This window comes from Gleimia hominis, from assembly GCF_002871945.2.
Classification (GTDB): Bacteria; Actinomycetota; Actinomycetes; order Actinomycetales; family Actinomycetaceae; genus Gleimia; species Gleimia hominis_A.
In genome coordinates, this window is record NZ_CP126963.1 from 2,047,434 (window position 1) to 2,069,376 (window position 21,943).

14 protein-coding genes are annotated in these 21,943 nt (G+C 57.2%); 13 read left to right on the plus strand and 1 reads right to left on the minus strand.

The window, feature by feature from the left end; all coding sequences use genetic code 11:
- The first annotated feature begins 25 nt into the window (after positions 1 to 25).
- The 9 genes from CJ187_RS08945 (at position 26) to CJ187_RS08985 (ending at position 16,978) form a co-directional block, all read left to right on the plus strand.
- Positions 26 to 1,531, plus strand: a complete 1,506-nt coding sequence (locus CJ187_RS08945) for an acyl-CoA carboxylase subunit beta (protein ID WP_233187360.1) — start codon at positions 26 to 28, stop codon at positions 1,529 to 1,531.
- Between the two features lie 47 nt (positions 1,532 to 1,578).
- Positions 1,579 to 11,052 (plus strand): type I polyketide synthase, encoded by a 9,474-nt coding sequence (locus CJ187_RS08950; RefSeq protein ID WP_199171060.1) that lies wholly within the window; start codon positions 1,579 to 1,581, stop codon positions 11,050 to 11,052.
- A 46-nt stretch (positions 11,053 to 11,098) separates the two neighbouring features.
- Positions 11,099 to 11,701: a holo-ACP synthase gene (locus CJ187_RS08955; protein WP_233187332.1), complete on the plus strand. Its 603-nt coding sequence runs from the start codon at positions 11,099 to 11,101 to the stop codon at positions 11,699 to 11,701.
- Positions 11,702 to 11,957: 256 nt separating this feature from the next.
- Positions 11,958 to 12,518, plus strand: a complete 561-nt coding sequence (locus tag CJ187_RS08960) for a biotin transporter BioY (RefSeq protein ID WP_102216605.1) — start codon at positions 11,958 to 11,960, stop codon at positions 12,516 to 12,518.
- A gap of 169 nt (positions 12,519 to 12,687) precedes the next feature.
- Complete coding sequence (locus CJ187_RS08965) at positions 12,688 to 13,017, plus strand: histone-like nucleoid-structuring protein Lsr2 (RefSeq protein WP_102216394.1); 330 nt, start codon at positions 12,688 to 12,690, stop codon at positions 13,015 to 13,017.
- 96 nt (positions 13,018 to 13,113) lie between these two features.
- The gene (locus CJ187_RS08970; protein WP_102216393.1) at positions 13,114 to 13,848 is read left to right on the plus strand and encodes a phosphoglyceromutase; all 735 of its coding nucleotides are present in this window, start codon (positions 13,114 to 13,116) and stop codon (positions 13,846 to 13,848) included.
- A 264-nt stretch (positions 13,849 to 14,112) separates the two neighbouring features.
- A complete protein-coding gene (locus tag CJ187_RS08975; RefSeq protein ID WP_102216392.1) occupies positions 14,113 to 14,643 on the plus strand; it encodes a CarD family transcriptional regulator in 531 nt (176 codons plus the stop codon).
- Between the two features lie 9 nt (positions 14,644 to 14,652).
- Positions 14,653 to 15,402 carry an IspD/TarI family cytidylyltransferase gene (locus tag CJ187_RS08980; protein ID WP_102216391.1) on the plus strand — a complete coding sequence of 250 codons (750 nt, stop codon included), beginning with the start codon at positions 14,653 to 14,655 and terminating at the stop codon, positions 15,400 to 15,402.
- Between the two features lie 175 nt (positions 15,403 to 15,577).
- Positions 15,578 to 16,978 carry an MFS transporter gene (locus tag CJ187_RS08985; RefSeq protein WP_146003091.1) on the plus strand — a complete coding sequence of 467 codons (1,401 nt, stop codon included), beginning with the start codon at positions 15,578 to 15,580 and terminating at the stop codon, positions 16,976 to 16,978.
- 50 nt (positions 16,979 to 17,028) lie between these two features.
- Here CJ187_RS08985 and ispF read toward each other — a convergent pair whose 3' ends face one another.
- Positions 17,029 to 17,508: a 2-C-methyl-D-erythritol 2,4-cyclodiphosphate synthase gene (ispF, locus tag CJ187_RS08990; RefSeq protein ID WP_102216390.1), complete on the minus strand. Its 480-nt coding sequence runs from the start codon at positions 17,506 to 17,508 to the stop codon at positions 17,029 to 17,031.
- Positions 17,509 to 17,994: 486 nt separating this feature from the next.
- On the opposite strand from ispF, the gene CJ187_RS08995 reads away from it, so the two are divergent.
- From CJ187_RS08995 to CJ187_RS09010, 4 genes are all read left to right on the plus strand, one after another.
- A complete protein-coding gene (locus CJ187_RS08995) occupies positions 17,995 to 18,888 on the plus strand; it encodes a TOMM precursor leader peptide-binding protein (RefSeq protein WP_102216389.1) in 894 nt (297 codons plus the stop codon).
- A 9-nt stretch (positions 18,889 to 18,897) separates the two neighbouring features.
- The gene (locus CJ187_RS09000) at positions 18,898 to 19,698 is read left to right on the plus strand and encodes a hypothetical protein (protein ID WP_102216388.1); all 801 of its coding nucleotides are present in this window, start codon (positions 18,898 to 18,900) and stop codon (positions 19,696 to 19,698) included.
- 196 nt (positions 19,699 to 19,894) lie between these two features.
- Positions 19,895 to 20,662, plus strand: a complete 768-nt coding sequence (locus CJ187_RS09005; protein ID WP_284667564.1) for a SagB/ThcOx family dehydrogenase — start codon at positions 19,895 to 19,897, stop codon at positions 20,660 to 20,662.
- Positions 20,659 to 21,354 (plus strand): CPBP family intramembrane glutamic endopeptidase, encoded by a 696-nt coding sequence (locus CJ187_RS09010; protein ID WP_102216386.1) that lies wholly within the window; start codon positions 20,659 to 20,661, stop codon positions 21,352 to 21,354. Before CJ187_RS09005 ends, CJ187_RS09010 begins: the two co-directional genes overlap by 4 nt.
- Positions 21,355 to 21,943: the final 589 nt, after the last annotated feature.

The window sequence follows — 21,943 nt, forward strand, 5'->3', positions numbered from 1 at the left end:
TAACTTCCGTGACCGCGCAAACGAAATGCTGGAACTGGCGGAAGCGCGGGCCCGTGACCGGCAACATCCGAAGGGCCGAAAGACCGCGCGGGAACGGATCCGGATGCTTCTCGACGAGGGTACCTTCGCGGAAATCGACCGGTTCGCCGGTGGGGACATCGACCAGGGGTACTTGGGGTGCGGGGTGATCACCGGGTTCGGAACGGTAGAGGGTCGGCCGGTAGCTGTGTACGCTCAGGACTTCTCGGTACTAGGGGGTACCTTGGGGCAAACTGAGGGGCGCAAGATCATGCACCTGATGGATCAGGCGATGCGGCTGCGCATTCCCGTCATCTCACTGCTTGACTCCGGTGGTGCACGCATCCAAGAGGGTGTGGCTGCCCTGGCTGAATACGGCCACATTTTCAAAGCAATCTCAGACGCATCGGGCGTAATCCCACAGATCAGCGTCATTTTAGGTCCGTGTGCGGGCGGAGCTGTGTACGGGCCGGCGCTCACTGATTTCATTATTATGACGAAACGTTCGTCGTACATGTTCGTCACCGGCCCGGGTGTGGTGAAGGCCGTTACCGGCGAAGACATTTCCTCCGAAGAACTTGGGGGCGGTGACCTGCACAATATTGAATCCGGTGTGGCGCACTTCTTAGCGGAAGATGAAGAGCAGGCGTTGGAATACGCTCGCGGCCTCCTCACGTACCTACCTTCGAATTGTCAGGAGGAACCACCCCGGTACGCGTTTGAGGAGGATCCGCAAACTACAGCGAATGCGCAGGCGGTTGCGGACCTCGTGCCGGAATCCCCGAAAGAGGGGTATGACTGCCGTGACGTGATTGAAGCGCTGGTGGACCACGGGGAGTTCCTGGAGGTGCATTCGCTGTTCGCCCCAAACGTGGTGGTGGGTTTCGCGTGCTTCAACGGTACCCCTGTGGGGATTGTGTCGAACCAGCCGAGTGTGGATGCGGGTACTTTGGATGTGAATGCCTCTGAAAAGTCCGCGCGGTTTGTGCAGATGTGCGACGCGTTTTCGCTCCCGATAGTGACGCTTGTGGATGTGCCGGGGTACCGCCCTGGTTCAGAGCAGGAGCGGGCGGGCATTATCCGCCGCGGCGCAAAACTCATCACCGCGTACTCCACCGCGAGCGTGCCCATGGTGACGATCATTGTGCGCAAAGCATACGGGGGTGCCTTCATCGTTATGGGGTCTAAGTCTTTGGGCGCGGACTTCAATTATTCGTGGCCGTCTAGTCAGATTGCTGTAATGGGGTCTGAGGGCGCGGTCGACATCGTGTTCCGCAAGCAGCTGCGCCGCGCTGGTGAAGAGGGCCGTGACGTTGCTGAGCAAAGAGCCTACTACCAGGAGTTGTATTCAAAGCAGTCGGTGAACCCGAACTTGTCCCTCAATATTGGGGAATTAGACGCGTTAATAGACCCGAAAGATACGCGTTCAATTATTTGCAGGTCGTTGCGCGTGCTGGAAAGTAAACGGCGCAGTGTAGCTACTGACCGATACCACAACAACCCGCCCCAGTAGAGGGTACTGCGGCGATACAGGCGAGATAGAGGAAAGAAAGAGTAGACATGAAAAGCAGTTTCCTAGCGGACCTGACAGGTGACTATGCGTTGGCGTTCGCCGGGCAGGGAAGCGCCTGGTACGAATCTTTGGTACGTACCCTTTCCATGCCACAGGCATCTACGCGGGTGAAATCCGTTTTCGAACAGGCTGAGAAGCGTCTTGCCCCCTTGGCGTTGCCCTTACTTACGGCAGCTCCTGAGGCTGGAGCACGGCTAAAGCAGATTCTGCGCACTGCCCCGCAGATCGACGGCGAACGTGAACCCGTCGGTGGGGACGGCGGAAGTGAATCCTCTGGCGCGAAGGGCCCAGGCATGCCCGCCGGTGCGGAGGGTAGTTTGGCGTTGGATACGGACCCCGCGGTTTCGGTACCGGCGATTTTGCTGGCGAACTTTGGGGCGCTACTAGATTTAGCTGGGACAAGTTTGGACTTGCGTCAAACCCCGCCCACCCAGGTGGTTGGGCACTCTCAAGGCCTGCTGGGGGCGCAGTTGGCGCGTGCGTTTGTGCAAGATGATGAAGAGCAGATTGTGCAACTCGTGGTGTTGGCGCGTCTGATTGGTGCCGCTGCGTCGCAGTGCACCCGGCAGATCGGTGCAGTGGCCGATGGCGAGCACACGCCGATGCTGTCACTTCGCGGGTTAACAAAGGAGCAAATCCAGGATCTAGAGGTGGATGAACCGCCGCAGGTGGCGGTTGTGAATGGTGCGCGCGCATACGTGTTTTCGGGGCATCCGGCTGTGTTGCAAAGGCTGGCGACGGCGGCGCACGCGTTAGAGGATTTGCTTAACACGGAACTAGCGGAACGTAAACGCGGAGGGAGCCAGGCGGTGGTCACTGCGGATTACCTGCCGGTGGGCGCACCGTTCCACTCCCATCTGCTAGATGACGCGCTGGAGCAGGTGTTCGACTGGCTAGGTACCCTCAAGAATTCCCAGGTGAGTGACGCGGATTTTGAGCGGGCGAAAGAGCTCAGTGAAGCGATTTTGACGCAGCAGTCAGATTGGCCTGCGCAGTTGCGTAAGTGCACGCAAGCGGGGGCGCGTTACGTTTTGGATTTGGGACCGGGGCCAATGCTCACTCGGGCAAGTACCGCGTTGCTTGAGGGGACGGGCGCGCGCATGGTTGACGCGTCCACGTCCACTGCGCGCACTGATTTAGACACCCCCGGGGTGGTGGTGGAACCGGCACAAACGTGGGAGGGGTACCTACCGAAAAAGGTTACGCTCCCAGATGGGCGCGTAGTGCTCGACACCGCGTTCACCCGCCTAACGGGCCGCGGGCCGATCATGCTGCCGGGCATGACCCCAACGACCGTGCATCCGCAGCTGGTTGCCGCCGCGGCGAACGCCGGGTTGTGGACAGAAATGGCCGGGGGCGGACAGTACTCCGAAGAAGTGTTCAAACGCCACAAGGACGGGCTGATTGACCGATTAGACGAGGGGCGGGCCGCTGGTTTCAACGCGATGTTCTTTGACCGCTACATGTGGAACCTCCAGTTCGGGGTCTCAAAGATTGTGAATAAGGCCCGGCAGAACGGAGCCCCATTTGACTCAGTCACAATCGCCGCGGGCATCCCGGAAGTAGAGGAAGCACGGGACCTCATAAAAGAACTGCAAGGCGACGGGTTCACATACATCTGCTTCAAACCGGGAACGGTGGGGCAAATTAACCAGGTGATCGACATTGCGCGCGACAACCCGCAGGTACCCCTCATCATGCAGGTGGAAGACGGCATGGCCGGAGGGCACCACTCGTGGGAATCGCTTGACGACCTCCTGCTCGCCACCTACGGGCGGACGCGGGAAACGAAGAACCTGGTGCTCACCGTCGGAGGTGGCCTAGGTACCCCCGAGCGGGCTGGGGACTACCTAACGGGGGAGTGGTCTAAACAATACGGGCGGCCACTGATGCCCGTGGACGCGGTTGCGATTGGTACAGCTGCGATGGCCACCAAGGAGGCTCGCACGTCCCCTCAGGTGAAAGAAATGCTGCTGAAAACCAAGGGGATTCCCGAGGGTACCTGGGTGGGGCGTGAACAAGCTAAAGGTGGGGTCGCTTCGGGTTTGTCGCACCTGGATGCGGACCTGTACGAGGTAGAAAACTCTTCTGCCCGGGCAGCGCGGCTGATCCGCGAAGTGGGAACGGATCCAGCGGACATAAAACGTCGCCGCGGCGAACTGATAGACGCGCTCGCGAAAACAGCGAAACCCTATTTTGGGGACCTACAAGAAATGACGTACGCGCAGTGGGCGCAGCGGCTCACGGACCTGGCGTACCCCTACGAAGACTGGACATGGAGCGACCGGGTACTAGACGTATTCCACCGCATTGAAGCGCGGCTTTCCGAGGTGGATAGCGGCCCGGTGCAGACTTTGTTTGCGGACGAAGATTCGATTGCGAACCTCCCGGAAGCGTTGGAACGCCTGTTGGAACGCTACCCGAGTGCACACACCACCGGGGTGAGTGCGAAGGATGCGGCGTGGTGGCCAGGCCTGTGCCGAAAGCACGTTAAACCAATGCCGTTCGTGCCGGCGCTCGACGGGGATTTGGCACGTTGGTGGGGAACGGACACGCTGTGGCAGTCAGAGAACCCGCGGTTCCCCGCGGATGCAGTGCGGATTATTCCCGGGCCAGTTTCGGTAGCTGCGATCGACCGCATTGACGAACCGATTGGGCAGATGTTCACCCGCTACGAAAACGCGGTGGCGGAGCGCGTATCGGGTCAGGCACCCACTGTGTTCTCGCGCCGGGCGGCCGCTGCGGATACGGTGACGTTCTTGCGGGCCACCACTAATATTCAGTGGAATGGGAACCTGGTGGCGAATCCGGCGTGGTCCATGCCTCAGGCAACAGAAATTTTGGAAGATGAGGCGGGGGTATCTATCCGCGTTAACTGCGACACGTCGTGGGACACGGGTGGGCAGGCTCCGTTCCACGTGGAACATATTGATATTCCAGTTACGCTTTCGCCCGCGTGTGCCACTGGGGCGTACCCGGTGGTGGATATGCAGCGGCTGTCAGTTGGGGCGTACGACTTACTAGCTGGCGCCGCTGGCGTGGGGACCACCACGATTTCTGGTGACCATATTGAGGCGTTGCCGAGCGTGGAAATCTCGCCTGACGCGGGGCGCGTGGAAGTGGACGCGGCGGGGCATGCGAGAGTCGACTCTGCTGAAAATGTGGGAACGGGCGAAGCAAACCGGGCGGAAACAAACTCAGGTACCCCCGACTTTGGCCAGGTCACAGGCGGTTTCACGTTTACTCGCGAACTGGGGTTGGCCCATGGCGCGGCAACGGGTGGTGCGCTGCAGGCCCAGTTGGCTGATTTTGTGCCGGACGCGCTGGTGGGGCCGTGTTGGCCATCTACGTACGCGGCGTTAGGGACCGCGGTTAAAGACGGTATTCCAGTTATTGAGGGACTTGTGAACGCGGTGCACCTTGACCACACGGTGCGCCTGACGGGTCGTTTACCACATGAGGGTACCGCCGTGGTGGTTAAGAGCCGGTGCGCGTCACTCACCGAAGCGTCGTCGGGCCGCGTGGTGCGCGTGGAAAATGACCTGTACGACGGGCAGCGACACTTCGCGCACCTGGTGGAGCGTTTCGCGATTCGGGGGCGCGTCACCACAAGTACCCCACCGCCTGCCGCACCCGCGGTTAACGAGGACGTGCAAGTGCAGACCACTAAGCGTTCCTTCTTGCGGGATGCGCGGGTTAAAGCCCCAGCGGACATGACGGCATTTGCGAACATTTCGGGTGACTTCAACCCAATCCACACGTCTTACGCGGCAGCGGGATTGTCTGGTTTGCAGGCACCGTTGGTGCACGGCATGTGGTTGTCCGCCACCGCGCAGCACGTCATTTCCACCACCAGCGTGCGCAGCACGGACAGTCCGGCCCTGCCCGGCGTAGTTCGATCCAGTACCCATACCCCCATGCGGATAACCAATTGGGTGTACGAGATGTACGGCATGGTGAACTTGGGTGACGACGTGGAGATCACCGTTGAACGCGTTGGCCGGGGCAATGGGGACATGTTCGTGGAAGCCACGTGCCGCGTGGATGGCGCCGTAGTTTCTATTGGCCGCGCCCAGATTGCCGCGCCCACCACTGCGTATGTGTATCCGGGCCAGGGGACGCAGCGGCCCCTCATGGGAATGGATAAGCCGAACCCAATCATGAGGGACGTGTGGACGCGGGCGGATAAGTTCACGCGCGAGCATCTTGGTTTCTCGATTGAGGCGATTGTTCGGGAGAATCCGAAGGCTGTGGTTGTGCGCGGGGAACGTTTGAAGCATCCGGAAGGTGTGCTCAATTTAACTCAGTTCACGCAGGTGGCGTTGGTGACGCTGGCGTATGGGCAGACCCGGTCGTTACAGGCCGATAGCGCGTTGGTACCCCATAGTTTCTACGCGGGCCACTCTTTGGGCGAGTATGCGGCGTTGGCGGCGTGCGCACGGATTTTCCCATTGGAGCAGGTTATTGAGATTGTGTACCAGCGTGGTTGCGCGATGCATAACTTGGTGGAACGCGATGCGGCTGGCCGTTCGAACTACCGGATGGGTGCTTTTCGGCCGAACCAGTGTGGGATTGCACATGAGGATGTGGCTGAGTACGCGCGCAGGATTGCGCAGGAGTCCGGTGAGTTTATTGAGGTTGTGAACTTCAACTTGCGGGGCGCCCAGTATGGGGTTGCGGGCACGATCGCGGGTTTGAAGGCGTTGGAGGAGGATGCTTCTGCCCGCGCAAAGGCTCTGGGTGGTAAGCGTCCGTTCATGTTCATTCCGGGCCTTGACGTGCCGTTCCACTCGTCTGAGTTGCGCACGGGGGTACCTGCGTTCCGTGAGAAACTGATGGAGCTGCTCCCCGATGAGATTGATGTGGACGTGCTGGTGGGCCGGTATATTCCGAACTTAGTGGCCCGCCCGTTTGAGGTTTCGAAGGATTTCGCACAGTCGATTCTTGAGGTAGTGCCCTCCACGATGGTGCAGGAGGCCGTCGATAATTGGGCGGAGCGTTCGCAGCACCCGGGGCGGTTAGCCCGCACGTTGCTGGTGGAGTTGTTGGCGTGGCAGTTCACGTGTCCGGTGCGGTGGATTGAAACGCAGGACCTGTTGCTGTCGCCTGACAAGCTGGCGGTTCAGCGTGTGGTTGAGGTGGGCTTGGCTTCTGCGCCCACGTTGTCTGGGTTTGCGCAGAAAACTCTGGCGCTCCCGCGGTACGCGAACGCGGATGTGGAGGTCCTCAACGTCGACCGTGACGAAGACAAGGTATTGATGGAGCAGGTGCACACGCCTCCAGCGGGTGAGGGTGCGTCTGCTGATGCAGAACCCGAAAACACCCCAGGTGCCCCCGCGTCCGGGGAGCGTGCAAACTCAGGTACCCCCGCGGCTGAGACCCCGGGTACCCCCACCTCCGCAGAGGCCGCGAAGGCTGGGAATGCGCAAGATAGCACGGCTTCCAAGCCCGCTTCGAGCCCGGCATCCAACACGGTGCCAGCCTCGTCCGCGTCTGCGTCAGGAGGCCACGCCGGTCAGGCATCAGCTCCGGCATCCAATGCATCGGGACAGTCATCCGCTCCGGTGTCCAATGGGTCAGGGCAGGCACCGGATTTGCCGGTGGATGCGGCGCAGGCGGTGCGGGTTCTGTTGGCGTTGTCAAATAAGATTACGCGCGCTCAGATTGAGGATTCCGACACGGTTGAGTCGTTGACCAATGGGGTGTCTTCTAAACGTAATCAGTTGCTGATGGACATGGCTGCGGAGTTGGGGGTACCTACGATTGAGGGGGCTGCTGAGGCGAGTATTGGTGACCTCATGGGCGTGGTGAACACCGCGGCGGGTAACTACAAAGCGTTCGGTCCCGTGTTGGAAGCGGCGATTACCGCGCGTCTACGTACCCTCTTCGGAGCAGCCGGCCTGCAACCCACGCGAGTTGGGGAGCGGATCCGCGACACCTGGGGCCTGCCCGCCTCGTGGGAAGACCAGGTGAGTGCGCAGATTCTGCTCAATACGCGTGAGGGAGATTCCGTGCGCGGCGGCGTGCTTGCCTCACTACCAACGGAAGTGGATGTGGCAGCGGATGCGGATGCGTTGATTGACGCGGCAGTGCAAGAAGTGGCGCAGGAAAACGGCGTGAGCGTATCTTTGTCAACCGGTTCCGCGGGGTCCGACCAGATGGTGGATTCGGCTGCATTGTCACAATTGCGTGAGGAACTGCTCGGCTCGTCGGGGGTACTTGCAACGCAGGCGCGGCAGCTGCTCACCCGCCTGGGTGTGGAATCGCCTGGGGCGAAGCCGGAAAACGACGACAGTGCCGCGGTGTTAGAAACGCTGGATCGAGAGTTGGGCACCGGCTGGTTAGACACCGTAGCCCCGGCGTTTGACCCGCGCCGCGCGGTTTTGCTGGACGACCGGTGGGCAACTGCCCGCGAAGATTTAGCGCGCGTGTTCTCAGGCCAGTTAGAAGCCGTGAACACATGCCAGTTTGAGGGTGGGGGCGCGTCACTCGCGGACTTAGCGAACTGGTACGCGCGCCAAGTACCCTCATCGAAGAAGCGGCTGCGCACACTGTTTGAAGAAGTAGCGAAGTCTTGCTGCGCGAGAAGTATGGGGCCGTTTAAGAACGAGGTTGCGGTAGTGACCGGAGCGGCACCAAACTCGATCGCCGCGCAAATCGTTGCGGTATTACTATCGGGCGGTGCGACAGTGGTAATGACCGCGTCGCGGGTCAGTGAAGCCCGATTGGCGTTCGCGAAAAAACTGTACCGCGAACACGCGGCAATCGGAGCGAAACTCTGGTTGGTACCCGCAAACCTCGCGAGTTTCGCTGACGTGGACGCGCTGGTGGAGTGGATCGGTACCGAGCAGACGGAAACGGTGGGAGCCACCACGAACCTCATTAAACCAGCGTTGCTCCCAAGCCTGTTCTTCCCATTTGCTGCACCGCCGGTGCGCGGAACTATGGGGTCTGAACCGCAAGAAGCAGCCCGTCAAATGCGGCTGCTGGTGTGGAGTGTGGAACGGGCAATTAGTCAACTTGCTGCGCTGGGTAGCTCCACAGCCACGGACCACCGGGTGCACGTGGTGCTACCGGGTTCACCGAACCGGGGTACCTTCGGTGGTGATGGCGCGTATGGGGAAGCGAAAGCGAGTTTCGACGCGATCGTTAATAAGTGGTCGGCGGAATCGGGTTGGCCACAGCGCGTAACTATCGCTCATCCGCGTATCGGCTGGGTGATGGGAACGAGCCTCATGGGTGGTAATGACGCGCTCGTCCCAGCTGCTCGCGCGGCGGGGGTACATGTGTTCACGCCGCAGGAGATTGCGGATGAACTCATGGAGTTGGTGACGCCTCAGGCGCGGGAAAAGGCGAAAGAAAAACCGTTGGATCGTGATCTGACGGGCGGGTTGGCTACGGTCCCGTTGGATTTGGCGGCGCTTGCGCGGCAGGCGCGGCAAAACCAGGGGGATGCGGATTCGAAATCCCCCCAGGTACCCCCAACGATTTCCGCACTACCAAGCGTAAAGACCCCACAGATGGCGCAGCGTCTCGAATGGGGGAAGCCGAAAACGAAGCTGGCGGACCAAGTGGTTATCGTGGGCTTGGGTGAAGTCAGTACGTGGGGTTCGCGCCGCACCCGCATGCAAGCAGAAGCGGGTTCGGACCTGGATCTGACCGCGGCGGGGGTGCTGGAAATGGCGTGGATGATGGATCTGGTGCATTGGTCTAACGCCCCCACCCCAGGCTGGTATGACGCGGATGACAATCCGGTTGCGGAAGAGGACATTTACGAACGTTACCGCGATGAGGTGATTGCCCGCAGCGGGATCCGCCCGCTGGTGGACGATTCAACCATTGTGGATGGTGGTTCGGATGATGTGGCGACCGTGTATTTGGATCAGGACCAGAGTTTCGCGGTGGAGTCGCGCGAGCAGGCGCAGGCCTATGTGCAGGCGGATCCGGCGCGTACCCGCGTTAGTTTTGATGAGGGTACCTGGCGGGTGACTAAGCTGGCTGGGGCTGCGGTGCGGGTGCCGCGGCGGGCAACTTTGTCCCGTTCTGTTGGTGGGCAGATTCCAACTGGGTTTGATCCGGCTAACTGGGGTATTCCAGCGAATATGCTGGAGGCTTTGGACCGGGTTGCGGTGTGGAATCTGGTTACCGCTGTGGATGCGTTCATTTCGGCTGGGTTCAGTCCGGCTGAGTTGTTGCAGGCGGTGCATCCGGCGGAGGTGTCGTCCACGCAGGGCACTGGTATTGGTGGGATGGAGTCGTTGCGGAAGGTGTTCCTCACGCGTTTCTTGGGTGAGGATCGGCCGCAGGACATTTTGCAGGAGGCGTTGCCGAACGTGGTGGCGGCCCATGTGATGCAAAGTTATGTGGGTGGCTATGGGCAGATGATTCACCCGGTGGGGGCTTGCGCAACTGCAGCTGTGTCCATTGAAGAAGCGGTGGACAAAATTAAGCTCGGTAAATCTGCGTTTGTGGTTGCCGGTGGGATTGATGATATTTCCGTTGAGTCTCTAACGGGTTTTGGGGATATGAATGCCACTGCGGATTCGCAGCAGATGTATGACAAGGGCATTAGTTACCGGCATTTTTCGCGCGCCGGGGACCGTCGTCGGGGTGGTTTCTTGGAGGCTGAGGGTGGCGGCACGGTGCTGGTCACTCGCGGTGATATTGCTGCGGACTTAGGGTTGCCGGTCTACGGGGTGGTGGCGCATGCGCAGTCTTATGCGGATGGTGCGCACACGTCGATTCCGGCGCCGGGTATGGGGGCGCTCGCGGCTGGTCGCGGAGGAGTGGATTCTGCGTTGGCTCGGTCGTTGCGTGGTTTAGCTGTGGATGCTGATGATGTGGCGGTTGTGTCTAAGCACGATACGTCTACGAATGCGAATGATCCGAATGAGGCTGAGTTGCATTCGCGGTTGTGTGCGGCTTTGGGCCGTGAGAGTGGGAATCCGTTATACGTGATTTCTCAGAAGACGCTCACTGGCCACGCGAAGGGTGGGGCTGCGTTGTTCCAGGTCGCGGGGTTGTGTGAGGTGTTTGTGTCACAGCAGGTGCCGGCGAATCGTTCGCTTGATTGTTTGGATCCGCAGATGCGTGAGTTTACGCCACTGGTGTGGCTGCGGGAGCCTTTGGATATGGGGAAGCGTCCGGTTCGGGCGAGTGTGTTGACGTCGTTGGGGTTTGGTCACGTTGCTGCGTTGATCGCGTTGGTTCACCCGAGTGCGTTTGAGGCTGCGCTTGCGGCGGAGCGTGGGGCGGATCAGGCGGATGCGTGGCGGGCGCGTGCGAATGCGCGTTTGCGTGAGGGCCGGGATCGGTTTGAGGCCGCGATGTGTGCAGGTACCCCCTTGTATGAGGCGCCGAAGGGCCGGCGTTTACCCGATGAGGATGCGCGTAACGTTGAGGCCGCTATGCTGCTCAATCCGTCTGCGCGCCTGGGTGAGGACGGGAGGTACCCGCAGTGAGTGTGAGCGGAGGTATCCGCAGCGAGTTGGACGGGAGGTACCCGCAGTGAGTATTGACGGCATACTGACCCGCGCTGATACGCAGGTACCGCAGGTAAAGGGACTGGTGTTGGGCCACGGGATTGACCTGGTGTTTGTCCCAGATTTTGCGGAGCAGTTGCATCAGCCGGGTTCGGTGTTCGCGAAGGTGTTTACCGATCGGGAGTGGGGTCGGGCGCAGCGCCGGCCAGATCCTGTGGCTTCCCTGGCTGCCCGTTGGGCTGCGAAGGAGGCTGTGGTGAAAGCGTGGTCCAGTGCGCTTTTCGGCATGCCGCCACCACTGTCCGAACCGGGAGAAGTGAGTTGGCGTGATTCTCACCGAAGTCGTGTTCAACAGGGTGGTTCCCACCAGAACGGTCTTCATTCAAGCGGTTTTCTTCACGCTGGGTTGACAGACGTGCCGCTGGCGCCAGTTAAGAAGTTTTCGTGGCGTGAAATTGAGTTGGTTTCGGACCTTTATGGACGGCCTTCTGTAGGTTTTACCGGTGAGGTACTGTCGGCTCTGAAAGATTTGGCGCATGCGGATTGGTGGGTGTCGCTATCGCACGATGGTGACTACGCGGCCGCATCTGTGATTGCTTCGTCTAATACCAGCGCCCGGAGCAAGTAATGCGAACTCACAGGGCAAGCAATGTGAGCGCCCCGGGGCAAAGCTAGCGCAAGCCCCGCGAAGGGGTTTTGGTAAGAAACGTAGTGGCAGCAAGAGTTGTTGTGATTAATAGGAATGGAGATGAAATGAGTCAGTCGGAGAAGAATTTTCGCAAGAGCACGAGCGGCTCTCGCAGCGCCGTGGTGGGGAGTCGGAGTCCCGCAACGCAGGTACCCCCGTTCAGGTGGCGCGTGCGCAGAGGCAGGGAAATGGCGCGATGCTTGGGCAGCTGTCGATTAACCCAACGGTGATGATGATCATCCAGGTGCTGTTGGGGGCAGCTGTGGTTGGTTTACTAGCGCAGGTGTCGGTTCCGTTGTGGCCGGTGCCGGTTACGGGCCAGACGCTGGGGGTACTTTTGGTTGGAGCAGCTTTGGGGCCGCGTCGTGGTGCCGCGGCGATGGTGGCGTACATGCTTTTAGGTATCGTAGGGGTACCTTGGTTCGCAGACTTCACCGGTGGGATCGCTGCGGTGCTTAAACCGTCGTTCGGGTTCATTATTGGTTTCATCCCCTCTGCGTACGTGTCTGGGAAGGCTCTTGAGGGGAAGGGCCCGCATTCGTTGTTGAAACTGTTCGGTTGGTTCACATTGGCAACGGTATTGCCGTTCGTGTTTGGTTTGCCGTACATGTGGGCGGTTTTGTACTCGCTCGGGAAGACGTTGTCGTTTGGGGGTATCATGTCTGCTGGTTTGGTGCCGTTCATCCCGGGTGGGATTATCAAGGCGGCTCTTGCAACGATAATTTTGCGCGTATTTATCATTGCTCGGCGGGGATGATTAGCCCTCCACCTATAGCGGTGATACTAAGTAAAGGTCGAATTTGTTTTAAAAAATGGAATAAACTACTTCTTCGTCTTATTTCATGCGATAATGCTAGCGTTACGAGTTGACGTTTCTACGTCTCTTACTCAAAAACTCAACTTTACAGGAATAGCGGTATATAAAGATGGCTAGCATAACTAAGGTCGTATTGATCGATGATGTGAACGGTGAAACTGCGGATGAAACGGTTTCTTTTAGCTTAGATGGTGTTCGGTACGAGATTGATTTGACGAGTGATAACGCGAAGCGTTTACGCACAATGATGGATGAGTGGATCCAGCATGCGAAACGTGTTGGAGGGCGTCGCCGTAGTGCCGGAAGTGTTGTTGAGGGGAGTCGTTCTGAGGCGAGTGTGATCCGCGAATGGGCTTCGATGCAGGGCATTGAGGTAGCGGACCGCGGTCGGATTCCTCATGAAATTAGGGAAGCGTTTTACCGCGAACAGGCCCAGTAGGCGTGGGAAATAACTGCGGGTAGAAGAAGTCCGTGTGGGAAGTATTCGTGCTCGTAGTCCTAGACGCTGCTGATTGTTAGGTGGAATACTAGTTATATGGCTTATAAATTGATTTTGCTCCGCCATGGGCAGAGCGATTGGAATATGAAGAACCTGTTCACCGGTTGGGTAGATGTGCCGCTGACTGAGCAAGGGCGTGAAGAAGCCGTTCACGGTGGTGAGCTGTTGAAGAAGGAGGGTATCCTCCCGGATATTCTGTTCACTTCTTTGCTGCGCCGCGCGATTATGACGGCGAATTTGGCGTTGGATGCGGCGGATCGGCATTGGATTCCGGTTAAGCGCGATTGGCGTCTGAATGAGCGTCACTATGGGGCGCTGCAGGGGAAGGATAAGAAGGAGATCCGTGACGAGTTCGGTGAGGAGCAGTTCATGCTCTGGCGCCGTTCGTATGACACACCACCTCCGGCAATTGAGAAGGGCAGTGAGTTCTCGCAAGACAGCGATCCGCGGTACGAGGGCCAGCCGATTCCGGATACGGAATGCTTGAAGGACGTGCTAGAGCGTTTGCTTCCGTACTGGGATGGCGAGATTGTGCCGGAGCTGAAGACGGGGAAGACCGTGTTGGTTACCGCGCATGGGAATTCTTTGCGGGCGATTGTTAAGCATTTGGATGGTATTTCTGATGAGGATATCGCGGGTGTAAATATTCCCACGGGTGTGCCTCTTTATTACGAGCTTGATGAGGATATGAAGCCGCTTAAGAAGGGTGGCACGTATCTTGACCCGGATGCGCAAGCGAAGATTGATGCGGTAGCTAACCAGGGTAAGTAGGTTTCTGAGGGGGGGCGCGGTTACCTGTTGAGTAGCGTCACTCCTGGTTGAACTGAAAACACGGCCTCATTGAACGGGAACTCCCCGGACTCCTCCCATAGAGCCCGGGGAGTTTTATATCCCCTCTGCAAGTTTCCATCCCCGCACCTCAAAGTAGAACACCTACCACTACAAGCCCACAGCACGCCCTCATGAACTTGCTCCGCACGAGCCAAACGAAAGCTGGTAAAATAGGCTTATTACAACGGTAGGAGAAATGCGATAATGACTTTCAAAGTGGGCGAAACGGTCGTCTACCCACATCACGGCGCCGCAACAATTAAAGAAATCACAACCCGTAAATTCGGTGGTGAAGATAAAACTTACTTAACACTTCAGGTGGCGCAAGCTGACCTCACAATCCAAGTACCCGCAGACAACGTCGAAATGGTTGGCGTGCGGGACGTGGTTGATGAAGAAGGTTTCGAAGAAGTCATGGATACGCTCCGTGAAGAAGATATTGAGGAACCATCCAACTGGTCACGTCGATACAAAGCGAATCAAGAGAAGATCGCTACTGGAGACATTGTGCGCGTCGCCGAAGTAGTGCGCGACCTCAGCCGACGTGACTCCGCAAAAGGCCTCTCTGCTGGGGAGAAACGTATGCTCGCGAAAGCCCGGCAAATCCTCACATCAGAACTGGCACTAGCCCGCGAAGTGGATGAAGACACGGCGAACGAACGGCTCGACGAAATCCTCGCGGAAGCTGAACCTGAAGAAACCGAAGACACCAAAGACACTAAAAAGAAGAAGTAGAGCACACCCTTGCGTGACGTCTTCGTCATAGTAACCGCCGCCGGGTCCGGCACCCGCTTAGGGTTCGACATGCCCAAAGCGCTCGTCGACCTCGACGGCAAAACCATTGTGCAACACGCAGTCGAAGGCGTCCTGCAAGTGCCCTCAATCGCAGGAATAGTTGTAACCGCCCCATCCGGACACGAATTCGAAATCGCCGGATACTTCGAATCCCACCCAAACATTCAAGTTGTCACAGGCGGAGCCACCCGGCAAGAAAGCGTGTTCCACGGCCTGCAACTACTCCCAGAATTCGCCGAAAAAATAGGTGCGCCACTGCGCCCAAACACGCCCGTACTCATTCATGATGCGGCCCGTTGCCTCACCCCCGTATCCGTGTTCGCCGAAGTCATTGCTTGCCTGAGGGGCGGTCTGCCCGCAGTGATCCCAGCAGTGGCCGTAACTGACACGCAAAAAATGGTGGCCAGCAACCCCGTCATCGCGGGGGACGGCATGCAAGTTGACCGCGTCATCGGGCAGGTGGACCGCGCGCAACTACGCGCCGTGCAAACCCCACAAGGATTCCACTGGCACACCATCTGGCAGGCACACGACGAATCCAAAAACCTATGGAAAACCGGGGGAGCAACCGACGACGGCGCCCTCGTGGAAGCCAAAGGAGTCCCAGTGCACCTATCCCACGGATCCGGCCAGTCCCTCAAAATAACAAAAAAACTAGACGTAGCGATAGCCCGCTACCTACTGCAAACAGAACGCTAAACGAGGCGAAACGGTCTCCTATTTATTGCAACAGAACATATTTATTGCAGCAGGACGCTAAGCTGGGCAAACAGCATACGACAGCTCGCAAACGGGATGCGGGGCATGCGAACAGCACACATTGTAGATACAAGTATGTATTAACCGGGTGATGGCCTAGTCTGTAGGTGTGACTATAGATCCTCGCCACGAGCATGTAAACGAAGGTAATACCCGCAAAAAACTGCCCAGAGCATCGATAGTGAACAAAAAAGTTCTCGCCTGGTCTGCGTGGGATTGGGGTTCGGCAGCGTTCAACGCGGTTGCGACAACGTTCGTGTTCTCCGTCTACCTAACATCCGGGTTGTTCGGAGACAAAGACATGGCGTCGAGTGCCCTAGCTAACGGGCTCACCGTTGCAGGTATCGTCATCGCCTTGCTCGCCCCGATTTCCGGTCAACGCGCCGACCGTAAAGGCAAAGGCACATTCTGGCTGGGAGTGAACACATACCTCGTGGTCGCACTCATGTTCCTCATCTACTTCGTGGCACCCGAATCTCCCCTCGGGAAAACAGGAGCGCTCTGGCTTGGAATCGCCATACTCGGGTTGGGGAACGTGTTCTTCGAATTCGCGTCCGTTAACTACAACGCTATGCTCGGGCGCATATCCACCCCAGAAACCATGGGGCGCATTTCTGGTCTAGGTTGGGGAGCTGGTTACGTAGGCGGGATTGTGCTGCTCTTATTCCTCTATTTCGGGTTCATTAACCCTGAGGTAGGGCTGTTCGGTGTCACAAGCGAAAATGGTTTAGATATCCGCGTGGCAATGCTGATCTCCGCAGCGTGGTTTGGCTTATCCGCCATTCCCGTGCTGGTAACCATCCGTGGGCGCAAACACAAAGACGCTAACCAGGATAAACACGAATCCATCATCACGTCGTACAAACTCTTGTGGCGGACCGTAAAGCGTCTTGCGAAAGAAGCGCCGCACTCCCTGTTCTTCCTCGCTGCTTCCGCAGTTTTCCGCGACGGACTCGCCGGCGTATTCACGTTCGGCGCGATCCTCGCTGCCGGTGTGTTCGGGTTCAGCGCGGGGGAGGTCCTCATTTTCGGTGTGGCCGCCAACGTCGTCGCCGGTATCGCCACCATCGCATTCGGGGCTCTTGACGACCTCCTGGGCCCCAAAACCGTCATCATTTTCTCACTCACATGCATGGTGATTTCTGGCCTGTGCGTGTTCTTCTTCCATAACGGCTTAGGTAGCTTAAGCCCCCACGTGGTGTTTTGGATCTTCGGCCTCCTGCTATGCATTTTCGTTGGGCCGTCCCAATCCGCATCCAGATCTTTCCTGGCGCGGGTAATCCCCGAAGGGCGAGAAGGGGAAGTGTTCGGACTCTACGCCACCACCGGTCGCGCAGTTTCTTTCTTGGCCCCACTCATGTTCTCGGTATTCCTTTCCATCGGGAAAGCCATTGAAGGGCCTGAGGTTTCTAGCCAACACTGGGGAATCCTCGGTATCGTCTTGATTCTCTTAGCAGGGCTCCTCATGATGATCCCCGTAAAAGCGGAAAAAGCACATCTGGGATCTATGAAATAGAATGCCCTAACCAAACGGTGAATGCCTGCTTGCGAGGTAAAAAGTTGGCGTTACCGGGTAACGAGTGCAGTGGCGACCGCCGCTAACCCCTCACCACGCCCAGTGAATCCTAAACCGTCCGTGGTGGTCGCCGAAAAAGACACAGGTACCCCCACTATGCTACTAAGTTGGGTGCTGGCTTCTTCCCGGCGGTCGCCAATGCGGGGGCGATTACCAATCAACTGAACGGACACGTTAACGGGTCGCCAGCCTGAACTAGATAGAATCCGCAGGGTTTCACGCAGCAGTGTTTCCCCAGACGCACCAGCGTACTCCGGCCGATCAGTGCCGAAATTGGTGCCTAAATCCCCCAGGTCTGCGGCCGCCAAGAGTGCGTCACAGCACGCGTGGGCAACCACGTCCGCATCAGAATGCCCAGCACACCCCACCTCACCGGGCCAAAGCAGGCAAGCAAGCCACATGGGCCTAGACGTGTCAGAAGAAAACGCGTGAGTGTCCGTACCTACCCCAATGCGCAAATCAAAACCCATACCCACCAGAGTACCCCCTGACCAGAACCAGTGAAGCCACGCGTCAAGATGGAGCCTCAGACGCATTCCACTATTTGGAAACTTCCAACTCTTATTTCCTAACCATTGACACGTCAGTGTGACGTCACTTACTTTAGTTATGGAAATTGTTCCCTCACGCCGAAAGGAGGTGAGTCACATGCTGCGGATCTTAGACAAAGTAGAAGAAAAATACTTTGCTTCTGACGCGACCGTCGCTCCTGGCGGCTGGTGTTGCTGGTGCTGGTGCTGTAACTCAGCATCGGTTTGGGGGTAAGTTAACTCTCTTAATCTTGCACTACGTAAAACACCTTGTTTGTTAGCCGGAGCTAACCTTAAAATATTTCCATTGTCTAGAGGGTGCCGGTGTGCCAGTTGGTACACCGAGTGTTCCGCCTGGCACACCGCACCTTATGCTATATATCCCCGAGTAATCTTCTTTCACATCCGACCTACTGGAGATGCAGTATGAGTGATACTCCGCAGGAATCTGACAAGTTCTACTTACGGTCTGGGCTTCATTTGTTACCTCAGGGTGATGATGAAATTTTCGTACGCGCGGGTAGTCGCGCGGCTTTTTCGAAAGTTATTTGCGATGAGCAGGGGCGTCGTCTGCTTACGCGTGTCATCCAAGCGAGTTTGAACCCCACCGATATTGACTCACTTGCTAGCCGCCTCGATGCTTCGCGTGAGGATGTACAGGCTCTTACTGAGCGGCTCCTTGATGAGGGCGTCTTTGTGCGACCGAGCCAGCAACGTGAACTACACGTACTTATTATCAGTGATGGTCACATTGGTTCAGCATTGAAGACCACACTTGACGCCATGGACGAATTGACCGTTTCTAAATATGCAGCGGATACTGACCTATACGGAATTGAGGAAGCAATATCTAGTAGCAATCTGGTTGTTGTTGCCACCGATATGTTGCGTCCGCGTCTTAATCATGAGGTTAACTCCCTATCTCACGAGGTGGGAGTTCCGGTTCTCTTTGCATATGCAGACGGGCCAGAAGTGCAGATTGGCCCTTTGGTGTACCCCGGGGAAACGGCTTGTTACGCCTGCTTCGAGGTTCAAGATGAGGGAGCGCGTCACCTACGTGATGAATTCTTAGTTTTCAAAGATGATCTGGTGCGCACCGATTTCATATCAGATGCTGCCCCACAAGTTGCTTCTATGGCTGCGGCGTGGGCCGCGCTATGTGTTGCAGATGTGCAATCTAGGGAGGTATCTCGCCTGGCAGAACGCGTCGTCCGCGTAGAGACTCAAAGATTTGAGGTGGCTTCGCATCGTGTGCTGCAGATGCCACGTTGCCCGCAGTGCAGCCGCAAACGTCCCGATCTTCAACATACTTTTGTTTAGGAGGGAATTATGGTAGCAACGCGATCGGAACAGCACCCTCAGAACACCGAAAATGAACCTGCATTCGAACATGGGCTCGAACAAACTGTTCTACCTGGACGTGGTCTCACCCTGTGTGCCCCTACTCGCCGTGATTTGTACCAGAATCGTCTTGCAGATTGCGAGGGTGACCCGGCCGAGCTTTTCCAGATCAACGCAAGGTGGCGGCGCGGTGCTTTCGCTGATCTTCCGGACATTACTGAGCAGCAAGCACTGCGCAAATGGTTCCACTCCACCGGCCGTGCATTTACCACTACTAGTTTCGATTCGGGCCCTATGACGCAATTATGCGATATCCCAGGAAAAATGGGGAAAGCCCTATTAGCACTGGCAGATGCTGGTAGAGCGAGCGGATTATTGTTTGCAGCTGACGTCATCGTGCTTATGGATGGTTGGGCGCATTTGCTTCCGTCTGGACAGAACTGCCTAGTCAAAACTAGGACTTTCAGTGACCAGCAGCGGGGTGACGTTATTGAAGCTGTGTCCCCCGATGTTCGTAGCACTTTTACAGATGCTGCATCGTATCTTGCTATTGTGGCCTCACCGCAACGATTGCAAGTCACGCATGGTCCCCGCGGGTACAGAAATGCGCTGATGGAGATTGGGATGTTGGTCGGCAACATTGGCACCCTTATGGCAAGTCACGGATTGAACCCGACTGTTGCGGTGGATTTTATTGACACTACCGTTGACCGCACCCTAGATCTTGACGGTGTTGAGCGATTTACCGCCGCACTTGTAGCACTTAAACCCAACAATGAGAAGAACTGAGTTTAATATGACTACCACAACACCTACTCCCAATCCCCAAGTGGACCAAGATAATTCCTATGACGACGTCCTCGCTTGCGGGACGGATCCAATACTTGCCGAGCTTACAACAATTCTCAAAGCAGCCAGTGCGAGAGGCGAGTGTACCGACCAGTTCGCCCATGCGATGCAACGTGCTATTGCTGAGAGTGTAGCGTTGCGCAATGAGGAACAAGTGCGGGTAGCGCACCTTGTGCACCGATGTCTAAGAGCTGAGGCCAATGCTGACGGAGCAGACTTAACCAAAACACTACGTGCGCCCGACCTGCACGTGGGGCGGAAAGGTGACATTCGCTCTGTTTTACCTACTTATATTCCCTCCCGTGCTTCAGATTTTTACGAGCTCGTGCGGTTGCGTCGTTCAACTCCGGTTTTTGATTTCGAGCCGCTCCCGCTAGACCAATTGGCGGCTGTGCTCAAGATGAGTCTAAGCAGCAAAGGAATCGACCGTGCGTATCAGCGCCGTGATATTCCACGCCGTGTCTTCCCATCTGCCGGCGGTCTGCAGGACATTGACGTACAAGTTCTAGCCCATAATGTTGCGGGGTTAGACCGGGGGCGGTACGAGTATGATCCGCTTGATCACAGCCTCGTATTGGCTGAGACCGGTGACTTCCGCGCGCCTATTGTTGAGGCTAGTTTCGCTACAAATTGGCTTATGCACGCTCAATGTGTCATTGCTATCGTGGGGAATTACGAACGCGTCTCCTGGAAGTACGGCACACGAGGATATCGGTACATGGGTATCGACGCTGGAGTTGTGTGCGGGCAGCTGTATCTTGCGGCAACAGCTTTAGGCCTGGCGGTCAATGCTGTTGCTGCATTCCAAGATGATGCAACTAACAGGTTGCTTCGCCTCGACGGTAAAGACCATTTCGTCCAGCTGCTAGTTGCCGTAGGTAATAAACCGGGCAGGCAAGAATGAGTGCCAGCGCGCTGGCCTTAGTTGTAACGATCGGTATTCTGCCGGCGTTCGGTGTCACTATGTTAGTCATAGACTTGTTGGCCAAGCGAATCCCCGCGTTAGACGTTTGGGTTGTTGATCGGGCTGCACTCATCTATTTGATGTTCACCGTTGCAGGAGTAGTTGTGGCTTGGGGGGTGGGCCTAATACCTATGTCCGCCCTTTGGAAGAAAATGAACTGGGGTCTCCCACTAGCACTCTTACTGGTTCCCGCAGCTGCTATCGTGCCATATTTCATCGAATTGGCTCTCAGTGCTGCAAGTAGGGGGAATGCCCCATCGCTCGGAGCTGGGATTTTTCTTCGGGATGCTGAGCCCGCGGTCGGGGCACTGCTCGACAGACCCCTGGTGTGGTGGAGCGTCGCAGTCGGGACAGCGCTCACCGAAGAATTCCTCTTCCGCGGTGCAGTACTTCACGCAGTTCTTTCCGATACAAGACCTCTGCTGGCAATTCTTGCGTCAGCAGTCGTTTTCGGTCTCCATCACGTGGCGTTCGGTATAAACGCGATCATAGGTAAGATCCTAGCGGGCTTGCTGTGGGGAGGACTTGTGCTGCTAGCAGGCACGGTCTTTGCTTCTATCACGGCGCACCTCCTGTTTCAATGTCTGGTATGGCGTCGCTACCGCAAGGTACGTGCGCAGAGAGCGTGGTGAAGCATGTGGCATGACGCGCATGGTACAGGAGCTGGCTACTTATCAAGTCCGATTGAGGGAACTATTCACGAGTTGGTGAAGTCTATCTCCGTGTTTGCCGATGGTATCCAAATAGATAGACGACTGGGCGTCTCGGTTGAATACGCGACGCATGCACGCGAGTTAGGTCTTGAGTTCCAGTGGGGAGGGCCCTGGGTGGATGCGAAGCCGCGTGGCTTGCGCACGACAGTACCTTCCGGTGTTTCGGAATGTGTTATTGAAGGGCTCGCACAGTGCGGCATGGACTGGCTGTGCTGTGGAGCATCGACACCGCATAGTGATGTTCTTAGACTTGCACGTGTCTCTTCCTATTCTGGTCTTGGCTTGGCTCTCGAGGTTGGGCCTGGAGCAATGTCATTCTTTGAGTCAGATGTAGGCGGTGCACACGATTTTCTGCCGGGCATCACCATAGAAGGGCTTTTACCGAGCGTAATGGCAATTGCCTCCGGGTACGGAGACATAGAGTCGTTCTCGCGCCTGCCGCAAGAAGCACTGGTAGTACTTGGCAGATGCCGACCTGATCCCGAAAGAATCGTGGGAACGCTGCTGA